The sequence below is a fragment of the Zoogloea sp. genome (assembly GCF_041914405.1).
Taxonomy (GTDB): Bacteria; Pseudomonadota; Gammaproteobacteria; order Burkholderiales; family Rhodocyclaceae; genus Zoogloea.
Window position 1 is genome coordinate 1 of record NZ_JAYSDK010000013.1, and the last position, 15,812, is coordinate 15,812.

Here is a 15,812-nt window from a genome sequence, read left to right on the forward strand (position 1 = left end):
CACCACCTTGACATGGTGGGGGTCGTTGGTTCGAGTCCAATCGCGCCTACCAAACACCTAAGAGGAAAACGCAATGTTTCGAACTTGCAGTGCTCTTGACTAAGTAATGTCGAGTCAGCCTGCAAGGCGTTTTTCGGTAGAGAAAAAAGTGCGGCTCGGCCGCACTTTTTTTTTGCCCAGATTTTTCCTTTGAGCGAGCCATCATGCCCAACATCACCTTGCCCGACGGTTCTGTTCGCAGCTTCGAACAGCCTGTAACCATAGCCCAGGTTGCTGCGTCGATCGGTACCGGCCTTGCCAAGGCAGCTCTTGCTGGCAAGATCGAAGGCAAATTGGTCGATACCTCATTCCTCATCGAGACCGATGTTTCGCTGTCCATCGTTACCGATAAGGATGCTGACGGCCTTGAGATCATTCGTCACTCGACCGCCCATCTGCTAGCTTATGCGGTCAAGGAGCTGTTCCCTGAGGCTCAGGTCACCATCGGGCCGGTGATCGACAACGGCTTTTATTACGACTTCTCCTACAAGCGCCCCTTTACGCCGGAAGATCTTGCGGCGATCGAGGTGCGCATGGTTGAGCTCGCTAAGCGTGATATTCCTGTCGAGCGCAGTGTGTTGCCGCGCGACGAAGCGGTGGCTTACTTCAAGTCCATCGGCGAGCATTACAAGGCTGAGATCATTGCGTCGATCCCTGAGGATCAGGATGTCTCTCTCTATCGTGAAGGGGATTTCACCGATCTTTGCCGCGGACCGCACGTGCCGTCTACCGGTAAGCTGAAGGTATTCAAGCTGATGAAGGTGGCGGGTGCCTACTGGCGTGGCGACTCGAAGAACGAGATGCTGCAGCGCATCTACGGCACTGCCTGGGCCAAGAAGGAGGACCAGGAGGCCTATCTGCACATGCTGGAAGAGGCCGAGAAGCGGGATCATCGTCGCCTTGGCAAGCAGCTTGATCTGTTTCATCTGCAGGATGAGGCGCCGGGTATGGTGTTCTGGCACCCGAACGGCTGGACACTGTGGCAGCAGATCGAGCAGTACATGCGTCGCGTGCTGACCGAAGCGGGTTATCAGGAGGTCAAGACGCCGCTGGTCATGGATCGCCAACTGTGGGAGCGCTCCGGGCATTGGGATAATTACCGCGATAACATGTTCACGACCGAGTCGGAGAAGCGTGACTACGCAATCAAGCCGATGAACTGTCCGGGGCATGTGCAGATCTACAATCACGGCCTGCATTCCTATCGCGACCTGCCGCTCCGTCTCGCCGAGTTCGGCTCCTGCCACCGCAACGAACCTTCCGGCGCGCTGCATGGCTTGATGCGGGTGCGTGGCTTTGTGCAGGACGATGCCCATATCTTCTGTACGGAAGATCAGATCGTTGCTGAGGTAACCGCCTTCAACGAGCTGCTGTCTCGTGTTTACAAGGATTTTGGCTTTACCGATGTGGCTGTGAAGCTGTCCCTGCGCCCTGAAAAGCGAGCGGGTAGCGATGAGATTTGGGATAAGGCTGAAGGCGGTTTGCGCGAGGCGCTTGCTGCGTCCGGGCACAAGTGGGAGGAGCTGCCCGGTGAGGGCGCCTTCTATGGTCCGAAGATCGAGTACCACGTTAAGGATGCGCTGGGGCGGTCCTGGCAGTGCGGCACGATGCAGCTTGATTTCGTGCTGCCGGAGCGCCTGGATGCCGAATATGTGGCGGAAGACAATTCCCGTCGTCGCCCTGTGATGCTGCACCGTGCGATCCTGGGGTCGCTCGAGCGCTTCATTGGTATTTTGATCGAGAACCATGCTGGTGCCTTGCCGCTGTGGCTGTCTCCAGTGCAGGCTGTTGTTCTGAATATCTCGGAAGCGCAAGCGGACTATGTGTCAGATGTGGTGAAAAGCCTGAGAGCAAGGGGTTTCCGTGTAGAGGCCGATTTGCGCAACGAGAAGATTACTTATAAAATACGCGAACATAGCGTGCGTAAGTTGCCGTACATCATTGTCGTGGGCGACAAAGAAAAGGCAGCTAATGTAGTGGCCGTGCGCGCCCGGGGTAATCAAGACCTCGGTCAACTGACCCTAGATTCGGTTGTTGAGCGTTGGCAGCACGAGGTTTCCTCGTTTGCTGGCACGGCCTGATTTTTTGTTTTCATAGGAGACTTGAACCATCGCTCAGGAAAAGAAGCTGCGCATCAACGGCGAAATTAGCGTGCCGGAAGTGCGCTTGACGGGTGAGGACGGTGAGCAAATTGGCATCGTTTCTCTGCGTGCTGCACTCGAAGCGGCTGAAGAGGCGGGTGTCGATCTGGTAGAGATCGCGCCGATGGCCAAGCCGCCCGTGTGCCGCTTGATGGACTTCGGTAAGTACAAGTACGAAGAAGCCAAGCGTGCCCACGAAGCCAAGCAGAAGCAGAAGCAGATTCAGGTGAAGGAAGTCAAGCTGCGTCCGGGTACGGATGAGAACGACTACCAGATCAAGCTGCGCAACCTGATCAAGTTCCTGAACGATGGTGACAAGGCCAAGGTGACGCTCCGTTTCCGTGGTCGTGAAATGGCTCACCAAGAGTTCGGCATGCGCCAGCTTGAGCGCATCAAGGCCGACCTAGACGAAATCGCTCAGGTCGAGCAAATGCCGAAGATGGAAGGGCGCCAGATGATCATGGTCATTGCGCCGAAGAAGAAGCACTAAGGATTTTCGGGGCCTTCGGGCTCCGAAGTACGGCGGGCAGCATAGTCCGCCGGAACAAGTGGTGACGGGTTGTTGAAGCGTTTCCGAAAGTCGGAAGCCACCTGGCACCATGATATAAGTGGAGTACTTCATGCCCAAGATGAAGACCAAGAGCGGCGCCGCCAAGCGGTTCAAAGTCCGCGCTTCCGGTAGCATCAAGCGTTCGCAGGCGTTCAAGCGCCACATCCTGACCAAGAAGACCACCAAGAGCAAGCGCCAGCTGCGTGGCATGACCGCCGTGCATGCTTCGGACGAAAAGTCCATCCGCGCAATGATGCCTTACGCTTGATTTAGGAGAACGCAATGCCCCGAGTTAAACGCGGTGTAACCGCTCGCGCACGTCACAAGAAGGTCCTCGATCAAGCCAAGGGCTATCGCGGCCGTCGCAAGAACGTATATCGGATCGCCAAGCAGGCGGTGATGAAGGCCGGTCAGTACGCTTACCGTGACCGTCGTCAGCGCAAGCGTCAGTTCCGTGCCCTGTGGATCGCCCGTATCAACGCGGCTGCCCGTGAAGTTGGTCTGACCTACAGCCGCTTCATGAACGGCCTGAAGAAGGCCTCCATCGAAGTGGACCGCAAGGTTCTGGCCGACCTGGCCGTGTTCGACAAGCCCGCTTTTGCGGCGCTCGCCGAACAAGCCAAGGCCAAGCTCGCTGCGTAATCTTGCGCAGCACGAAAAAAGGAGGCCTAGCCTCCTTTTTTTTGTCCTGAACCCGGGATAAGACAGGAAAAATGGATCAACTCGATCAACTCGTCGCGCAAGCGGGCGTGGATTTCGCCGCCGCCGCGGACGGAGCAGCCCTGGAGGCCGCCAAGGCGCGCTACCTGGGCAAGGGCGGTTCCCTTACCGAACTGCTGAAGGGCCTCGGCAAACTCGATCCGGAAGCCCGCAAGACGGCTGGTGCCGAGATCAACAAGGCCAAGTCCGCCATTGAAGCGCAGCTCAACGCACGCCGCGATGCGCTGCAACAGGCCGCACTCGAAGCCCAATTGGCTGCCGAAGCGCTGGATGTGACCCTGCCTGGCCGTGGCGCCGGCATCGGGGGTCTCCATCCGGTGGTCCGTACGCTGGAGCGTGTCGAACAACTGTTCCGTTCCATCGGCTTCGATGTGGCCGAAGGGCCGGAGATCGAGACCGACTTCTACAACTTCACTGCATTAAACACCCCGGCTAATCATCCGGCCCGTTCGATGCACGACACCTTCTACCTGGAAAATGGTGAGGGAGTGCTGTTGCGCACCCATACCAGCCCGGTCCAGATCCGCGCGATGCAGGCCCATGTCGAGGCCTACAAGGATCGTGACACGATGCCCGAGCTGCGAGTGATCGCGCCGGGCCGTGTGTATCGCGTCGACTCCGACGCCACCCATTCCCCGATGTTCCATCAGGTCGAGGGCCTTTGGGTTGGCGAAAACGTTAGCTTCGCCGACCTGAAGGGTGTGGTTGCCGACTTCCTGCGCAGCTTCTTCGAGAGCGACGACCTGCAGGTGCGTTTCCGTCCGTCCTTCTTCCCGTTCACCGAGCCGTCCGCCGAGATCGACGTGGCTTTCATGAGCGGTGCGCTGAAGGGGCGCTGGCTGGAGATCGCGGGCTGCGGCATGGTTCATCCCAACGTCTTGCGCTTCGGTGGCATCGACCCCGAGCGTTACACCGGCTTTGCTTTCGGCATGGGGCCCGACCGGCTGACCATGCTGCGGTATGGCGTCAATGACCTTCGCCTGTTCTTCGAAGGCGATCTTCGTTTCCTCGGTCAATTCAGGTAAGCCATGCAATTCTCAGAACTCTGGTTGCGCAGCTTCGTCAGTCCGGACCTCGATTCGGATGCGCTTGGGCATTTGCTCACGATGGCGGGGCTGGAAGTGGAAGAGCAGGACGGCGTGGCCGCCCAGTTTTCCAAGGTGGTGGTCGCGCAGATCGTCGAGGCCGAAAAACACCCCAACGCTGACAAGCTGCGTGTCTGCAAGGTGGACGCGGGGCAGGGTGAGTTGCTGCAGATCGTCTGCGGCGCGCCCAACGCGGCCGCTGGCATCAAGATCCCGTGCGCGCTGGTGGGCGCCGACCTGGCCGGTTTCGGCATCAAGGCGGCCAAGCTGCGCGGCGTCGAATCCTTCGGCATGCTGTGTTCTGCCAAAGAACTGGGCATCTCCGAGGAGAGCAACGGGTTGCTGGTGCTGCCGGAAGACGCGCCCGTCGGAGTCGACCTGCGCGAATACCTCGACCTCAACGACACCCTGTTCACCATCAAGCTGACGCCGAACCGTGCCGACTGCCTGAGCCTCACCGGCATCGCCCGCGAAGTGGCTGCGCTGACCGGCAAGCCGCTCAGCCTGCCGGCAAGCGAGCCGGTGGCGCCGGCCCACGACGCCGTGCGCGCCATCGTGCTCGACGCGCCGGAAGCCTGCCCGCGTTACGCCGGCCGGATCATCCGCGGCGTCGATGCCAAGGCCGCTACGCCCGACTGGATGAAGCAGCGCCTGGCCCGCAGCGGCATCCGCTCGATCAGCGCGCTGGTTGACGTCACCAACTACGTGATGCTCGAGTTGGGCCAGCCGCTGCACGCCTTCGACGAGGCCAAGCTGAACGGTGCCATCCACGTGCGTTTCCCGACGGCGGGCGAGCAGGTGCTGCTGCTCAACGGCCAGACCATCACGCCGGCGGCCGACACCCTGCTGATCGCCGACGAGTCCCGCGCACTGGCGCTGGCCGGCATCATGGGCGGCGAGGAAAGCGGCATCACGCTGGAAACCACCGATCTGTTCCTGGAGAGCGCATTCTTCGCGCCGGATGCGATCGCCGGCCGTGCACGCGCCTACGGTTTCTCGTCGGATGCGTCCTACCGCTTCGAGCGCGGCGTCGACTTCGCATTGGCGGGTCAGGCCATCGAGCGGGCGACCCGCCTGATTCTGGATATCTGCGGTGGTTCCGCCGGTCCGGTAAACGAAGTCGTCGATGTGGCCAAGTTGCCTGCCCGTGCACCGATCCGCCTGCGCGCGGCCCGTGTGCGCCGGGTGCTGGGTATCCAGCTGACCGCCGACCACGTCGCCGAGATGTTCACCCGCCTGAATCTCCAGGTTGCCCGTGAAGGCGAAGACTTTGTCGTCACGCCGCCGTCCTACCGCTTTGACCTGGAGATCGAGGAAGACCTCATCGAGGAGATCGCGCGCCTGCACGGTTACGACAACATCCCGACCGTCGCCCCGAAGGGCCCGATCAGCATGCTGCCGCGCCCGGAGTCCCGACGCGATACGATGACTGTCCGCCGGCTGATCGCCGGCCGTGAGTACCAGGAGGTCATCAACTTCGCCTTCGTCGAAGAGGCTTGGGAAAAGGACTTCAGTGGCAACGCTGATCCGGTCCGTCTGGCCAACCCGATCGCCAGCCAGATGAGCGTGATGCGCTCCAGCCTGATTGGCGGCCTTGTGTCCAATGTGGTAACCAACCGCAAGCGCCAGACTAACCGCGTTCGTGTCTTCGAAATCGGCCGCTGCTTTGCGAAGGACGCTGCCGGAAAGCCTGTTGAGGGCTACTACCAGCCGCTGCGTGTTGCGGCGCTGGCCGCTGGCCTGGCCAAGGCCGAGCAATGGGGCGAGTCCAACCGCAATGTCGATTTTTACGACGTCAAGGCTGACCTGGAAGCCCTGCTGTTCCCGCGCGTTGCCGAGTTCGAGCGGGCCACCCATCCGGCCCTGCATCCGGGACGTTCTGCACGTGTGCTGCTGGATGGCCGGGAAATCGGTTTCATCGGTGAACTACATCCGATCTGGGTGCAGCGCTATGAACTGGGCACGGCGCCGGTGATTTTCGAGATCGAGCTCGAGGCGCTGCTCGGCACGGTGACGCCAGCCTACAAGGAATTGTCCCGCTTCCCGGCGGTGACCCGTGACCTTGCTCTGGTGGTTGAACAGAATGTGACGGCGGCAAGCCTGTTGAAGGGCCTTCAGCAGGTTGCGCCGGTCATTGTGCAGCGCATCGAACTGTTCGATCAGTACCAGGGCAAGGGTATCGAGCCAAACCGGAAAAGCCTTGCTTTCCGCGTAGTTATGCAAGAAACTCAGCGGACTCTGGAGGACGCTGAAGTGGATGCCGCGATGACTGCCCTGACCCGCCACGCCGAGGACAACCTCGGTGCGAAGCTGAGGGCTTGAGTCATCATGGGTATGACACTAACCAAGGCGGAACTCGCCGACATGCTGTTTGAACAGGTGGGGCTCAACAAGCGCGAGGCCAAGGACATGGTCGAGTGCTTCTTCGAGGAAATCCGCCTGGCGCTGGAGCGCGGGGATTGCGTCAAGCTCTCTGGCTTCGGCAACTTCCAGCTCCGCGAGAAGCCGCAGCGTCCCGGTCGCAACCCCAAGACTGGCGAAGAAATCCCCATCACCGCCCGGCGCGTGGTGACCTTCCACGCCAGCCAGAAGCTCAAGGCCAATGTGGAGCAACTGAGCGATGTCGCAAAGTGAAGTTCCGGCGATAGCCGAATTGCCGCCGATTCCCGCCAAGCGCTACTTCACCATCGGTGAAGTCAGTGACCTGTGCGGGGTCAAACCCCATGTGCTGCGATATTGGGAGCAGGAGTTCACCCAGTTGCGGCCGGTCAAGCGGGGCGGCAACCGGCGCTACTATCAGCATCACGAAGTGCTGCTGATTCGTCGGATTCGCGAATTGTTGTACCGGGACGGCTTCACCATTTCCGGCGCGCGCAACAAGCTTGATGAGGCGGGCGCGCGCAAGCAGGAGGATGTGGAAGCCGCTGCCGGCCTGCGCGGCCAACTGGGCAGCATCCGCGCCGAGATTCAGTCGATTCTCGACGAATTGCGTCGCTGAGCGACTGCTCTCCAAACCAGCATAAACTCTCCCGGCGGTCCGTCAGGACCGCCTTTTTCTTGGGACTTTCCCCATGACTTATTGTGTCAGCATGCTGCTCGATGCAGGTATGGTTTTCCTGTCGGATTCCCGTACCAACGCGGGCGTCGACCATATCAACACCTTCCGCAAGATGTCCATCTTCCAGCGTCCCGGCGAGCGGGTGATGGTCCTGATGAGTTCGGGCAATCTGGCGATCACTCAGCAACTGGTGTCGATGTTGCGCGAAGCGATGGCGGCCCAGGACGGGCGGGAGAACCTGTGGTCAGTGCCGAACATGTTTGAGGCTGCGCGCCACGTGGGCGACACGTTGCGCGAGGTGCACCGGCGCGATGCGGAAGCGCTCCAGAGCTTCGGCATCGATTTCACTGCGGCGTTGATTCTCGGCGGGCAGATCGGCAAGGAAGCGCCGCGTCTGTTCCACATCTACGCGGCCGGCAACTTCATCGAGGCCACGCCGGATACGCCGTATTTCCAGATCGGTGAATCCAAGTATGGCAAGCCGATCATCGATCGCGTCGTGAAGAGCCAGACCAGCCTCGACGAGGCGGCCAAGCTGGCGCTGATCTCGATGGATTCGACGATTCGCTCGAACCTCTCGGTGGGCGTGCCGCTCGACCTCGCCATCCTCAAGACTGACGAGTTGCAAATTTCGTCCCACGTCAGCATCGACGCGAAGAACGAATATTTCGCGATGATCCGCAACCGTTGGAGCGAAGCCCTCGGCCACGCCTTCGACGAACTCCCCAACCCCGATTGGCTCGGCAGCGAAGCGGCCCCGAAGGGCGACGCTTAAGCCGCCTTCACCACCCCTGGGCCATGCGTCGGCCCTGTTCGCATTCGTTGCGGAACTGCAGGAACTGGCGCAGGCGCCGGGGATCGATCTTGCCGCCATCGGCGGCCTCGCGCAGCGCGCAGCCTGGCTCTGCATCGTGGCGGCAATCACGGAAACGGCATTCGCCGCGGTAGGGGCGAAACTCCCGGAAACTCTCTTCGAGCTCTTCGGCGCTGAGATGCACCAGCCCGAAGGTCTGCATGCCAGGGCTGTCGATGATGCCACCGCCCTCCGGCAGGGGGTAGAGGCGGGCGAAGGTGGTGGTGTGCTTGCCGGTATCCAGCACTTCGGAGATCTCGCGGGTTTCGGCCCGCGCTTCGGGGATCAGGGCATTGGTCAGCGTGGACTTGCCCATGCCGGATTGCCCCACCAGCAGGCTGGTTTCACCGACCAGGCGAGCGCGCAGCAGCTCCACGTCACTCAGCGCCGACAATTCCAGCATCGGGTAGCCCAGGGCGACGAAGGGTGCCAGCTGGGTGCGGGCTGCCTCCAGGTTGGCGCTCAGGTCGGTCTTGTTCAGCACGATCAGCACCTTCAGATGCTGGCTTTCTGCGGCACAGATGCAGCGGGACAGGAATTCATCCGAAAAGCTGGGTTCCGTCGCCACCACCAGCACGACTTGGGTCGCATTGGCGGCAATCAGCTTCTGGCGCCAGGCATCCGAACGGTAGAGCAGGCTGCTGCGCTCGATCAGTTTTTCGATCACGCCTTGGCCTGGACCCGTCGCTGCGTACTGCACTCGGTCGCCGCAGGCGAACAGGCTCTTCTTGCCCCGCGGTACGCACAGGAGGATCTCACCCGTTTCGGAACGGACTTCGTACTGCCGCCCGAAGGCCGCCATCAGCGTGCCGACGCCCTTCATCGCGTGGCTCCCTGCAGGCGGGCGATGCGGATTGCCGCTGGCGGGTGGGAGTCGTAGACGCTGGAATAGAGCGGGTCCGGTGTGAGGGTCGAGGCGTTGTCCCGGTACAGCTTGACCAAGGCGCTGATCAGTTCGGTGGCCGGTGCCTGGCTGGCCGCATAGGCGTCGGCCTGGAATTCGTGTCGCCGCGACCACATGCTCATCAGCGGGGTCAGCGGGAAGGTGAAGATCGGCAACACCAGCGCAAACAGCACCAGCGTGGGGGCGGTGCCGCTTTCTTGCATGCCCAGACCATTGAAGAACCAGTCCTGGCCGGCGAGATGACCAAGCAGCGCAAAGAAGATCAGGCTGCCGGCGCCGATGACGGCGAGGCGCTTCCACAGATGATGATGGTGATAGTGGCCGAGCTCGTGGGCCAGCACCGCTTCCACTTCGGTGGGGGCGAGCTTTTCCAGCAGTGTGTCGAAGAAGACGATCCGTTTGGCGGCGCCGAAACCCGTGAAGTAGGCATTGCCATGAGCCGAGCGCTTTGAGCCGTCCATCACGAACAGCCCGGACAGGCGGAAGCCGCAGCGTTCCATCAGGCCTTCGATGCGGGTCTTGAGCGGGCCGTCTTCGAGGGGCTGGAACTTGTTGAAGAGCGGAGCGATGAAGGTCGGGTAGACCAGCAGCACGAGCAGATTGAAGCCCAGCCAGAAGGCCCACACGTACGCCCACCACAACTGGCCCATGGCCGCCATCAGCCACAGCACGAAAGCGATCAGCGGCAGGCCGATGACGGCAGACAGCACGATGCCTTTCAGCGCGTCGGCGATGAACAGCGCCGGAGTCAGCCGGTTGAAGCCGAAGCGGGCTTCGAGCACGAAGCTGCGATATGCGGTGAGGGGTAGATCCACCAGCCAGGAGACGGATGCCACCGCCGCGATGAAGGCCATGCCGTGTGGTAGCGTAGCCGGCGTGAATACCGCGGCGCTCAGCGCGAACAAGGCCTGCAGGCCGCCGCCTATGGTCAGCCCCAGCAGCAGGGCGGCGGAGATCAGCAGGTCGACGATGCCGAGCCTGACCCGGGCGACCGTGTAATCCGCCGCCTTTTGATGGGCGTCGAGGGCGATGCTCGCCGCGAAGGCGGCCGGCACGGCTGCCCGGTGGCCGGCCACGTGGCGGATTTGCCGCTGGGCCAGCCACAGACGGGTGAGCAGGCCGGCGCCAAGGGCAAAGAGGAACAGGGCGGTGAAGCTGCTGGAGGTCATCGGTCGGGAAAAGACACCGGGGAAGGCGCTGGAAGGCGTGACGGGAATCGGCAAGCGCGTAAAATCGCGCCTTTACCGAAAAGCGAGCCGATTATGGCACAGGACCAGAATCACCTCATCTGGCTGGACATGGAAATGACCGGCCTGAATCCCGACAGCGATCGCATCATCGAAATGGCGATGGTCGTCACCAACGGCAATCTCGACGTAGTGGCGGAAGGTCCGGTCATCGCGGTGCATCAGCCGGACGCCGTGCTTGATGGCATGGACGAGTGGAACAAGAACACCCACGGCCGTTCCGGGCTGATCGACCGGGTGAAGGCCTCCACCATTGGGGAAGCGGAAGCCGAGGCGATCTACCTGGAGTTCATGAGGCAGTACATCCCGTCGCGCACCTCGCCGATGTGCGGCAACTCCATCGGGCAGGACCGCCGCTTCATGGCGCGCTACATGCCTAAGTTGGAGGACTGGTTCCACTACCGCAACCTGGACGTATCCACGCTCAAGGAGCTGGCCCGGCGCTGGCGTCCGGATGTCTACAAGGGGCTCGAGAAGAAGGGCGCCCACCAGGCCCTGGCCGACATTCACGAGTCGATTGCCGAGCTGCGCTACTACCGGGACAACTTCCTGAAGGTATGAGTGCTCTGACCCGAGCCCTCGCCGACTGGTGGCGCCGCAACCGGCGGCGCGTGCTCGGGTTGTTGCTGCTGTGCGCGTTCTTCTTTGCGCTTGGCTATGTCACTCCGCGAGTGGCCTCGCCGCTGATGTGCAAGGTCTATGGTTGATTGAACTCCCGAAGTGGTGCCGAGGGAGTCTTCACTTACAGAACCTGCCGCACGCCTCTGCCGATCAAGGCCAGGCCGGAGGCGACCAGGAACAGGTTCAGCAGTCTGGTAAAGCCCGCTCCGCTCAGGCGTTGGTCCACATGCCGGCCCAGCGCCATGCCCAGGTAAGCGGCCGGCAGCAGCGCCAGCGCGGTGAGCAGCAGGCGTTCTTCGATGAGGCCAGCGGCTACGCACAGGGCGATCCGCCAGCCTGTGGACAGGGCGATCATGACCGCCTGGGTGGCCCGATAGGCTTCCCGTCCGGGCAGGTGGGCCTGCAGGTAAGTGGCATAGACGAAGCCGCCGCTGCCGAAAAGCCCGCCCAATACTCCCCCGAATGCTCCGTACAGCCAGGCAGCACCTTGTCCAGGCGTCGCAGATCCGCGACGTCCGCGCAGTTCGCGCAGGCCGTAGCCGGCCACAAAGAGGCCGAGCAGCATCGCCAGGATGTCCAGCGGCAGATGGGCCAGCAGGCTCACGCCGACCAACTGGCCGGCCAGCATGCCGGGCACCAGGCGTCCCAGGCTGCTCCGGTCGATGAGGCGACGGGCCTGGTAGCCCCTTTGCAGCGACCCGACCGCGTCGAGCAGGGCCAGCAGGGGCACGACGCGGCTGACTGGCATCACCCAGGCCATCGGCGTGCTCGCAATGAGTGCGGAGCCGAAGCCGAGCAGCGAAAAGATGGCGTAGGCGACGACCAGAATCGCGAAGGCCGCAGCCAGGGCGGAAATATCGGTGGTGCTGAAGAGCAGGGCGGGCATCCAGTTTTCCATGATCGGTGTGTGCGGAGTCGATGTGCATGGAATTCTGGAATCGGCCGAGGTATAACGCCAATATCAGTTTTTTTCTCAAGCTATGATTTTTTGGAATGCTTAGCCTGCGTCAGATACGCTACTTTCTCGCCGTTGCCGAAACCGGCAATCTCTCCCAGGCCGCCGCCGGGCTCTTCGTGGCGCAACCGGCGCTCAGCCGGCAGATCGCACTGATGGAGGAGGAGCTGGGTTTCCCGCTGTTCGTCCGCGAGGCGCGGGGCGTGAGTCTCACGCCGGCTGGCACGCTGTTCCGCGAACGTATCGGAGACGTTGCCCAGGCCATCGATGAAGCTGCGGAGGATGCGCGCTGCCTGGCCCGCGGGGAGTCGGGCGTGTTGCGGTTGTTGCATTCGAGCTCGATCCCCATCGGCGGTCCGCTGCTGGACAGCTTGCAGGCGTTTGCGAAGGTGGCACCCGCGGCACGGGTGGATCTGGATCGGGTTTCGTCGGAGGTGCAGGTGGCCGAGATCGCCGCCGGCCGTGCCGACATAGGTGTGGCGCGGATGCCGGTGTTGCGCAGGGATCCAGCCGTGCAGTTCATTCCACTGGCGAGGGAGCGGTTGGTCGTTGCGATCCCCGCCGCTCATCCTCTTGCCGATCGGCAAAGCCTCCGGCTCGCGGATCTGGCCGAGGTGCCCTTTGTTTCGGCGGTGCATCGGGAGCGCGGCGGGCTGGCCCGGCGGATGACGGACCTCTGCCTGCAGCGGGGCTTCGTGCCGCGGATGGGTAATGTCATCTCCCGCAAAACCTCGATGCTGAGCCTGGTGGGGGCTGGCTTCGGCGTCGCGGTGATCCCGGAGTGTATGGCCACGCTGGTTCCCGCCGGCGCTCAGGTGCGGCTGCTTGATGACAGCGACGCGACCGCCGACGCAGCGATCCTGCTGCCGCTGGCCCCGTCACCGCTGGCCCGACGCTTTGCGGTCTTGTGCGAGGAGCGCTGGCGGCAGGCCCTGGTCGCGTCGGAATAGTCGTTCAGCTACCGCGCAGCCACTTGCGGCTGGTCTGGCTTTCAAGCAGGTCCTGTGGCGTATTGAGCCCCTGGGCCTTGGCGCGGGCCAGCGCCACCTGGTGGAGTTGGGCCACGGCGAGGGCTTCCAGTACCGCGTCCTGGCGGTCCAGCCGCTCGATGCCGAAGGCGCCCAGCCAGGCATCCATGCGGGCCTGGCCAGCGATCCGCTCGGGGTACAGGCTTGGCATGATCACCATCAGGTCCAGCCACTCCAGCGTCGGCACATTGCCCAGGTTCTGCTCGAAACCCCGTTCCAGAATGCCCTGGTTGAACGGTGCGTTGTATACCACCAGCGGCGCGCGCGCGACGAAGTGCAGCAGTCCCAGCAGTGCATCGGCGGGTGCTGTGCCCAGTTCCGCCCGGAAGCTTTCGGCCGGATGCAGAAGCCCCCGGTTGATTGCTACGGCGCCCACTCCGACCAGGCGCTGGCCGCCGCCGTCCATCGGGCGGCTTTCGGCATTGATGACGACGTAGCGCGTCTCGAAGTGGCTGCGCCCCAGGTCTGGGGCAGGGCGGGTCGTGATCGCGGCAAGGCTGGCCTGTTGTTCGGGACTGAGGTCCGGTCCGCTGCCGGGCAGGAGTCGGGAAAGCCAGCTCATATTTGGTAGTCCAGCTTGAGGCGTAGTTGGATCTTGCGGGCCTGGCGGAAGGCTTCCTTGAGGATGCGCCGGTCCAGTTCGTTGAGGTCGTCAGGCTTGACCCGGTTGTCGCCTGGTGCTCCATGGTCGGTGTCGAGGTGCTGGTGGCGCAGGCGCAGCAACTGGATGAAGTGGAAGCCGTCGGCCATCGCGGAGAGCTCTTCCGCCGGCATGCCAATCCGGCCGCCACCCTGGCGCAGGCGCTGTACGGTGCTCGTGGCCTCGACGCCGGTGCGCAGGGCCAGCACGCGGGCGGCGTCGACGAACAGGCGGGCGCCGAATTTCTTCAGGTCGATGGTGCCCGGATACTTGGGGTCGTCGTCGGTGACGAAGTCGCGGATCTTGCCCAGCGGCGGCGAGACGTCCAGTGCATTGGTGGCCATGGCCTTCAGGAAGGCCGGATTTCCGCCGGTCATCGACAGCAGCCAGTGGCGCAGCTTGTAGGCCAGTTTCTCATCGCCGAGCAGCACGCGGAAGTCGAAGAAAATGGTGGCGTTGAGCAAGGCTTCCGGGTGGGGTTCGCGAATCCAGGTGCCGAAGCGCTCCCGCCATTCGTCGATGGTCAGGCAGAGGTCCGGGTTGCTGGCCATGATGTTGCCGGTGCACAGCGGAAAGCCGCAGCTCGCCAGGTCATTATTGACGTCGCGGGCGAACTCCAGCAGGCGCAGCTTGAGGGGCTCCTTGTCAGCCCACTCGGGCAGCACGTAGATGATCCCGTTGTCCTGGTCGGTGGACAGGGTCTGCTCGTGGCGTCCCTCGGAGCCGAAGGCCAGCCAGGCGTATTCGACGCCGTAGAGGTCGTGACGGTCCAGGTTGAGTTCGATGATGCGGCGCGTCAGGGCGTCGTTGAGGGCTGAGATGAACTGGGTCAGCTGCTCGGCGCCGATGCCTTGAGCAAGCAGATTGAGGGCCAACTGGCGGATGTCCTGGCTGGCCTGTTGAAGCGTCTGTACGTTTGCCGCGCTCTCGATGCTGGAACGGATCTGGCGCAGGCCGATGCGTTGCAGTGCGAACAGGTCGCGTTCGGAGATCACGCCTTTCAGTGTGCCTTCGGTGTCCACCACCAGGATGTGGCGTACGCCGTGGGTAGCCATCTCTAGAGCAGCATCGTAGGCACTCGCGTTGCTGCCCAGGGTGTGGGGCGGAGCAGTCATCACGTCGGCGATCGGCCGGGTCAGGTCAAAGCCGGGCAGCACGATGCGCTTCAGGATGTCGCTTTGGGTCAACACGCCGACAGGTTTGTCGTCTTCGCCAGCAACGGCCAGGCAGCCGACACCGGCTTCCACCATCTTCTCAAGGGCGGTGCGGGTGCTGAGCTCTGGTGCAACGAAGACCGGTGCCTTCTTGACCAGGCTGGAGAGTGGCGTGGTCATCGTCTGCTGCTCGGCGGCCCGCTGGGAGAACTGGATCTGCAACTGTTCCCGCGATTGGTTGAGCAGGCTGGCAATGTAGCGCGTGCAGAACAGTTGGAAGCTCGGGCTGATCTCCTGCAGGTGCAGGAAGTCGGCGGCCGGCAACTGGAAGCAGTAGCTGTCTTCCACCGCGATGTAGCCGTTGGTGGACGGCCGTCCTGCCGAGATTGCACCAATCGGAAAGCCTTCGCCGGGACCCAGTGTCAGCGTGGCATATTCGGTGACCGCAACCCCCCCGACCTGACGGGCCTGCACCTTGCCCCGATACACGATGTAGAAGAAGCTCGGCGGACCGTCCTCCGGCATCAGGATTTCCGAGTCCGCCGGGTAGAAAGCCGTGGCCAGGCGTTCTCCAAGGAAATGCAATGCTTCTGGCTCCATCCGGTCGAAAGGCGGATGGCGCCGCAGGAAGTCGAGATTGGTGCGGATCAGGGTATCGGGAGCGGTAGTGACCATAAGCAGGGCGCAAGGCACGGATCAAGCCTATGAATCTACCTCGCCCCAGGCCCTCAGTCATGATCTTGCGCAATAAATAGTTACTTTTGCACACTCGGCGGCGTCTGGCCGTTGTGGGAGGGCTGGGAGTCGGTCCGGCTAC

Annotated in this window: 17 protein-coding genes; 12 read left to right on the forward strand and 5 right to left on the reverse strand. The window is 62.5% G+C overall.

All coding sequences use genetic code 11. The annotated features are described in order from the left end of the window. Positions 1-203: 203 nt before the first annotated feature. The 9 genes from thrS (at position 204) to ACE3RX_RS09805 (ending at position 8,368) form a co-directional block, all read left to right on the forward strand. The gene (gene thrS / locus ACE3RX_RS09765) at positions 204-2,120 is read left to right on the forward strand and encodes a threonine--tRNA ligase (RefSeq protein WP_374482823.1); all 1,917 of its coding nucleotides are present in this window, start codon (positions 204-206) and stop codon (positions 2,118-2,120) included. Between the two features lie 28 nt (positions 2,121-2,148). Further along, complete coding sequence (gene infC / locus ACE3RX_RS09770; RefSeq protein ID WP_374483031.1) at positions 2,149-2,670, forward strand: translation initiation factor IF-3; 522 nt, start codon at positions 2,149-2,151, stop codon at positions 2,668-2,670. Positions 2,671-2,800: 130 nt separating this feature from the next. Then, entirely contained in the window at positions 2,801-2,998 is a 198-nt protein-coding gene (gene rpmI, locus ACE3RX_RS09775) for a 50S ribosomal protein L35 (RefSeq protein WP_347248233.1), read from the forward strand. A gap of 14 nt (positions 2,999-3,012) precedes the next feature. Further along, a complete protein-coding gene (gene rplT, locus ACE3RX_RS09780; RefSeq protein WP_079434014.1) occupies positions 3,013-3,372 on the forward strand; it encodes a 50S ribosomal protein L20 in 360 nt (119 codons plus the stop codon). A 71-nt stretch (positions 3,373-3,443) separates the two neighbouring features. Then, on the forward strand, positions 3,444-4,475 hold the full coding sequence (pheS, locus tag ACE3RX_RS09785) for a phenylalanine--tRNA ligase subunit alpha (RefSeq protein WP_374482826.1): 1,032 nt from the start codon (positions 3,444-3,446) through the stop codon (positions 4,473-4,475). A gap of 3 nt (positions 4,476-4,478) precedes the next feature. Next, positions 4,479-6,857, forward strand: coding sequence for a phenylalanine--tRNA ligase subunit beta (gene pheT, locus ACE3RX_RS09790; RefSeq protein WP_374482828.1), 2,379 nt, complete (start codon positions 4,479-4,481; stop codon positions 6,855-6,857). Positions 6,858-6,863: 6 nt separating this feature from the next. Next, complete coding sequence (locus tag ACE3RX_RS09795) at positions 6,864-7,169, forward strand: integration host factor subunit alpha (RefSeq protein WP_173862649.1); 306 nt, start codon at positions 6,864-6,866, stop codon at positions 7,167-7,169. Further along, entirely contained in the window at positions 7,156-7,533 is a 378-nt protein-coding gene (locus ACE3RX_RS09800; RefSeq protein WP_374482831.1) for a MerR family transcriptional regulator, read from the forward strand. The genes ACE3RX_RS09795 and ACE3RX_RS09800 overlap by 14 nt, the downstream gene beginning before the upstream one ends. A gap of 73 nt (positions 7,534-7,606) precedes the next feature. Further along, a complete protein-coding gene (locus ACE3RX_RS09805; protein ID WP_374482833.1) occupies positions 7,607-8,368 on the forward strand; it encodes a peptidase in 762 nt (253 codons plus the stop codon). Between the two features lie 7 nt (positions 8,369-8,375). Here the strand turns inward: ACE3RX_RS09805 and rsgA are convergent, their stop codons facing one another. Then, the gene (gene rsgA / locus ACE3RX_RS09810) at positions 8,376-9,269 is read right to left on the reverse strand and encodes a ribosome small subunit-dependent GTPase A (protein WP_374482835.1); all 894 of its coding nucleotides are present in this window, start codon (positions 9,267-9,269) and stop codon (positions 8,376-8,378) included. After that, positions 9,266-10,519, reverse strand: a complete 1,254-nt coding sequence (locus tag ACE3RX_RS09815; protein WP_374482837.1) for a M48 family metallopeptidase — start codon at positions 10,517-10,519, stop codon at positions 9,266-9,268. The genes rsgA and ACE3RX_RS09815 overlap by 4 nt, the downstream gene beginning before the upstream one ends. 93 nt (positions 10,520-10,612) lie before the next feature. Between ACE3RX_RS09815 and orn the strand changes: the two genes are divergently transcribed. After that, positions 10,613-11,158, forward strand: a complete 546-nt coding sequence (orn, locus tag ACE3RX_RS09820; protein ID WP_374482839.1) for an oligoribonuclease — start codon at positions 10,613-10,615, stop codon at positions 11,156-11,158. After that, a complete protein-coding gene (locus ACE3RX_RS09825; protein ID WP_374482841.1) occupies positions 11,155-11,304 on the forward strand; it encodes a hypothetical protein in 150 nt (49 codons plus the stop codon). The genes orn and ACE3RX_RS09825 overlap by 4 nt, the downstream gene beginning before the upstream one ends. A gap of 35 nt (positions 11,305-11,339) precedes the next feature. Here the strand turns inward: ACE3RX_RS09825 and ACE3RX_RS09830 are convergent, their stop codons facing one another. Further along, positions 11,340-12,104, reverse strand: coding sequence for a sulfite exporter TauE/SafE family protein (locus ACE3RX_RS09830; RefSeq protein ID WP_374482843.1), 765 nt, complete (start codon positions 12,102-12,104; stop codon positions 11,340-11,342). A 107-nt stretch (positions 12,105-12,211) separates the two neighbouring features. Here ACE3RX_RS09830 and ACE3RX_RS09835 point away from each other — a divergent pair, with 107 nt between their 5' ends. After that, positions 12,212-13,123 carry a LysR family transcriptional regulator gene (locus tag ACE3RX_RS09835; protein ID WP_374482845.1) on the forward strand — a complete coding sequence of 304 codons (912 nt, stop codon included), beginning with the start codon at positions 12,212-12,214 and terminating at the stop codon, positions 13,121-13,123. Positions 13,124-13,127: 4 nt separating this feature from the next. Here ACE3RX_RS09835 and ACE3RX_RS09840 read toward each other — a convergent pair whose 3' ends face one another. Beyond that, on the reverse strand, positions 13,128-13,763 hold the full coding sequence (locus ACE3RX_RS09840) for a 3'-5' exonuclease (RefSeq protein ID WP_374482847.1): 636 nt from the start codon (positions 13,761-13,763) through the stop codon (positions 13,128-13,130). Continuing rightward, the gene (locus ACE3RX_RS09845; protein WP_374482850.1) at positions 13,760-15,670 is read right to left on the reverse strand and encodes a DUF294 nucleotidyltransferase-like domain-containing protein; all 1,911 of its coding nucleotides are present in this window, start codon (positions 15,668-15,670) and stop codon (positions 13,760-13,762) included. Before ACE3RX_RS09845 ends, ACE3RX_RS09840 begins: the two co-directional genes overlap by 4 nt. Positions 15,671-15,812: the final 142 nt, after the last annotated feature.

Excerpts from the sequence above, each read along its gene's own strand:
- thrS (WP_374482823.1), top strand. The coding sequence starts at position 204 with ATGCCCAACATCACCTTGCCCGACGGTTCTGTTCGCAGCTTCGAACAG.
- rpmI (WP_347248233.1), top strand. The coding sequence starts at position 2,801 with ATGCCCAAGATGAAGACCAAGAGCGGCGCCGCCAAGCGGTTCAAAGTC.
- rplT (WP_079434014.1), top strand. The coding sequence starts at position 3,013 with ATGCCCCGAGTTAAACGCGGTGTAACCGCTCGCGCACGTCACAAGAAG.
- pheS (WP_374482826.1), top strand. The coding sequence starts at position 3,444 with ATGGATCAACTCGATCAACTCGTCGCGCAAGCGGGCGTGGATTTCGCC.
- pheT (WP_374482828.1), top strand. The coding sequence starts at position 4,479 with ATGCAATTCTCAGAACTCTGGTTGCGCAGCTTCGTCAGTCCGGACCTC.
- ACE3RX_RS09795 (WP_173862649.1), top strand. The coding sequence starts at position 6,864 with ATGGGTATGACACTAACCAAGGCGGAACTCGCCGACATGCTGTTTGAA.
- ACE3RX_RS09800 (WP_374482831.1), top strand. The coding sequence starts at position 7,156 with ATGTCGCAAAGTGAAGTTCCGGCGATAGCCGAATTGCCGCCGATTCCC.
- ACE3RX_RS09805 (WP_374482833.1), top strand. The coding sequence starts at position 7,607 with ATGACTTATTGTGTCAGCATGCTGCTCGATGCAGGTATGGTTTTCCTG.
- rsgA (WP_374482835.1), bottom strand. The coding sequence starts at position 9,269 with ATGAAGGGCGTCGGCACGCTGATGGCGGCCTTCGGGCGGCAGTACGAA.
- ACE3RX_RS09815 (WP_374482837.1), bottom strand. The coding sequence starts at position 10,519 with ATGACCTCCAGCAGCTTCACCGCCCTGTTCCTCTTTGCCCTTGGCGCC.
- orn (WP_374482839.1), top strand. The coding sequence starts at position 10,613 with ATGGCACAGGACCAGAATCACCTCATCTGGCTGGACATGGAAATGACC.
- ACE3RX_RS09825 (WP_374482841.1), top strand. The coding sequence starts at position 11,155 with ATGAGTGCTCTGACCCGAGCCCTCGCCGACTGGTGGCGCCGCAACCGG.
- ACE3RX_RS09830 (WP_374482843.1), bottom strand. The coding sequence starts at position 12,104 with ATGCCCGCCCTGCTCTTCAGCACCACCGATATTTCCGCCCTGGCTGCG.
- ACE3RX_RS09835 (WP_374482845.1), top strand. The coding sequence starts at position 12,212 with ATGCTTAGCCTGCGTCAGATACGCTACTTTCTCGCCGTTGCCGAAACC.
- ACE3RX_RS09840 (WP_374482847.1), bottom strand. The coding sequence starts at position 13,763 with ATGAGCTGGCTTTCCCGACTCCTGCCCGGCAGCGGACCGGACCTCAGT.
- ACE3RX_RS09845 (WP_374482850.1), bottom strand. The coding sequence starts at position 15,670 with ATGGTCACTACCGCTCCCGATACCCTGATCCGCACCAATCTCGACTTC.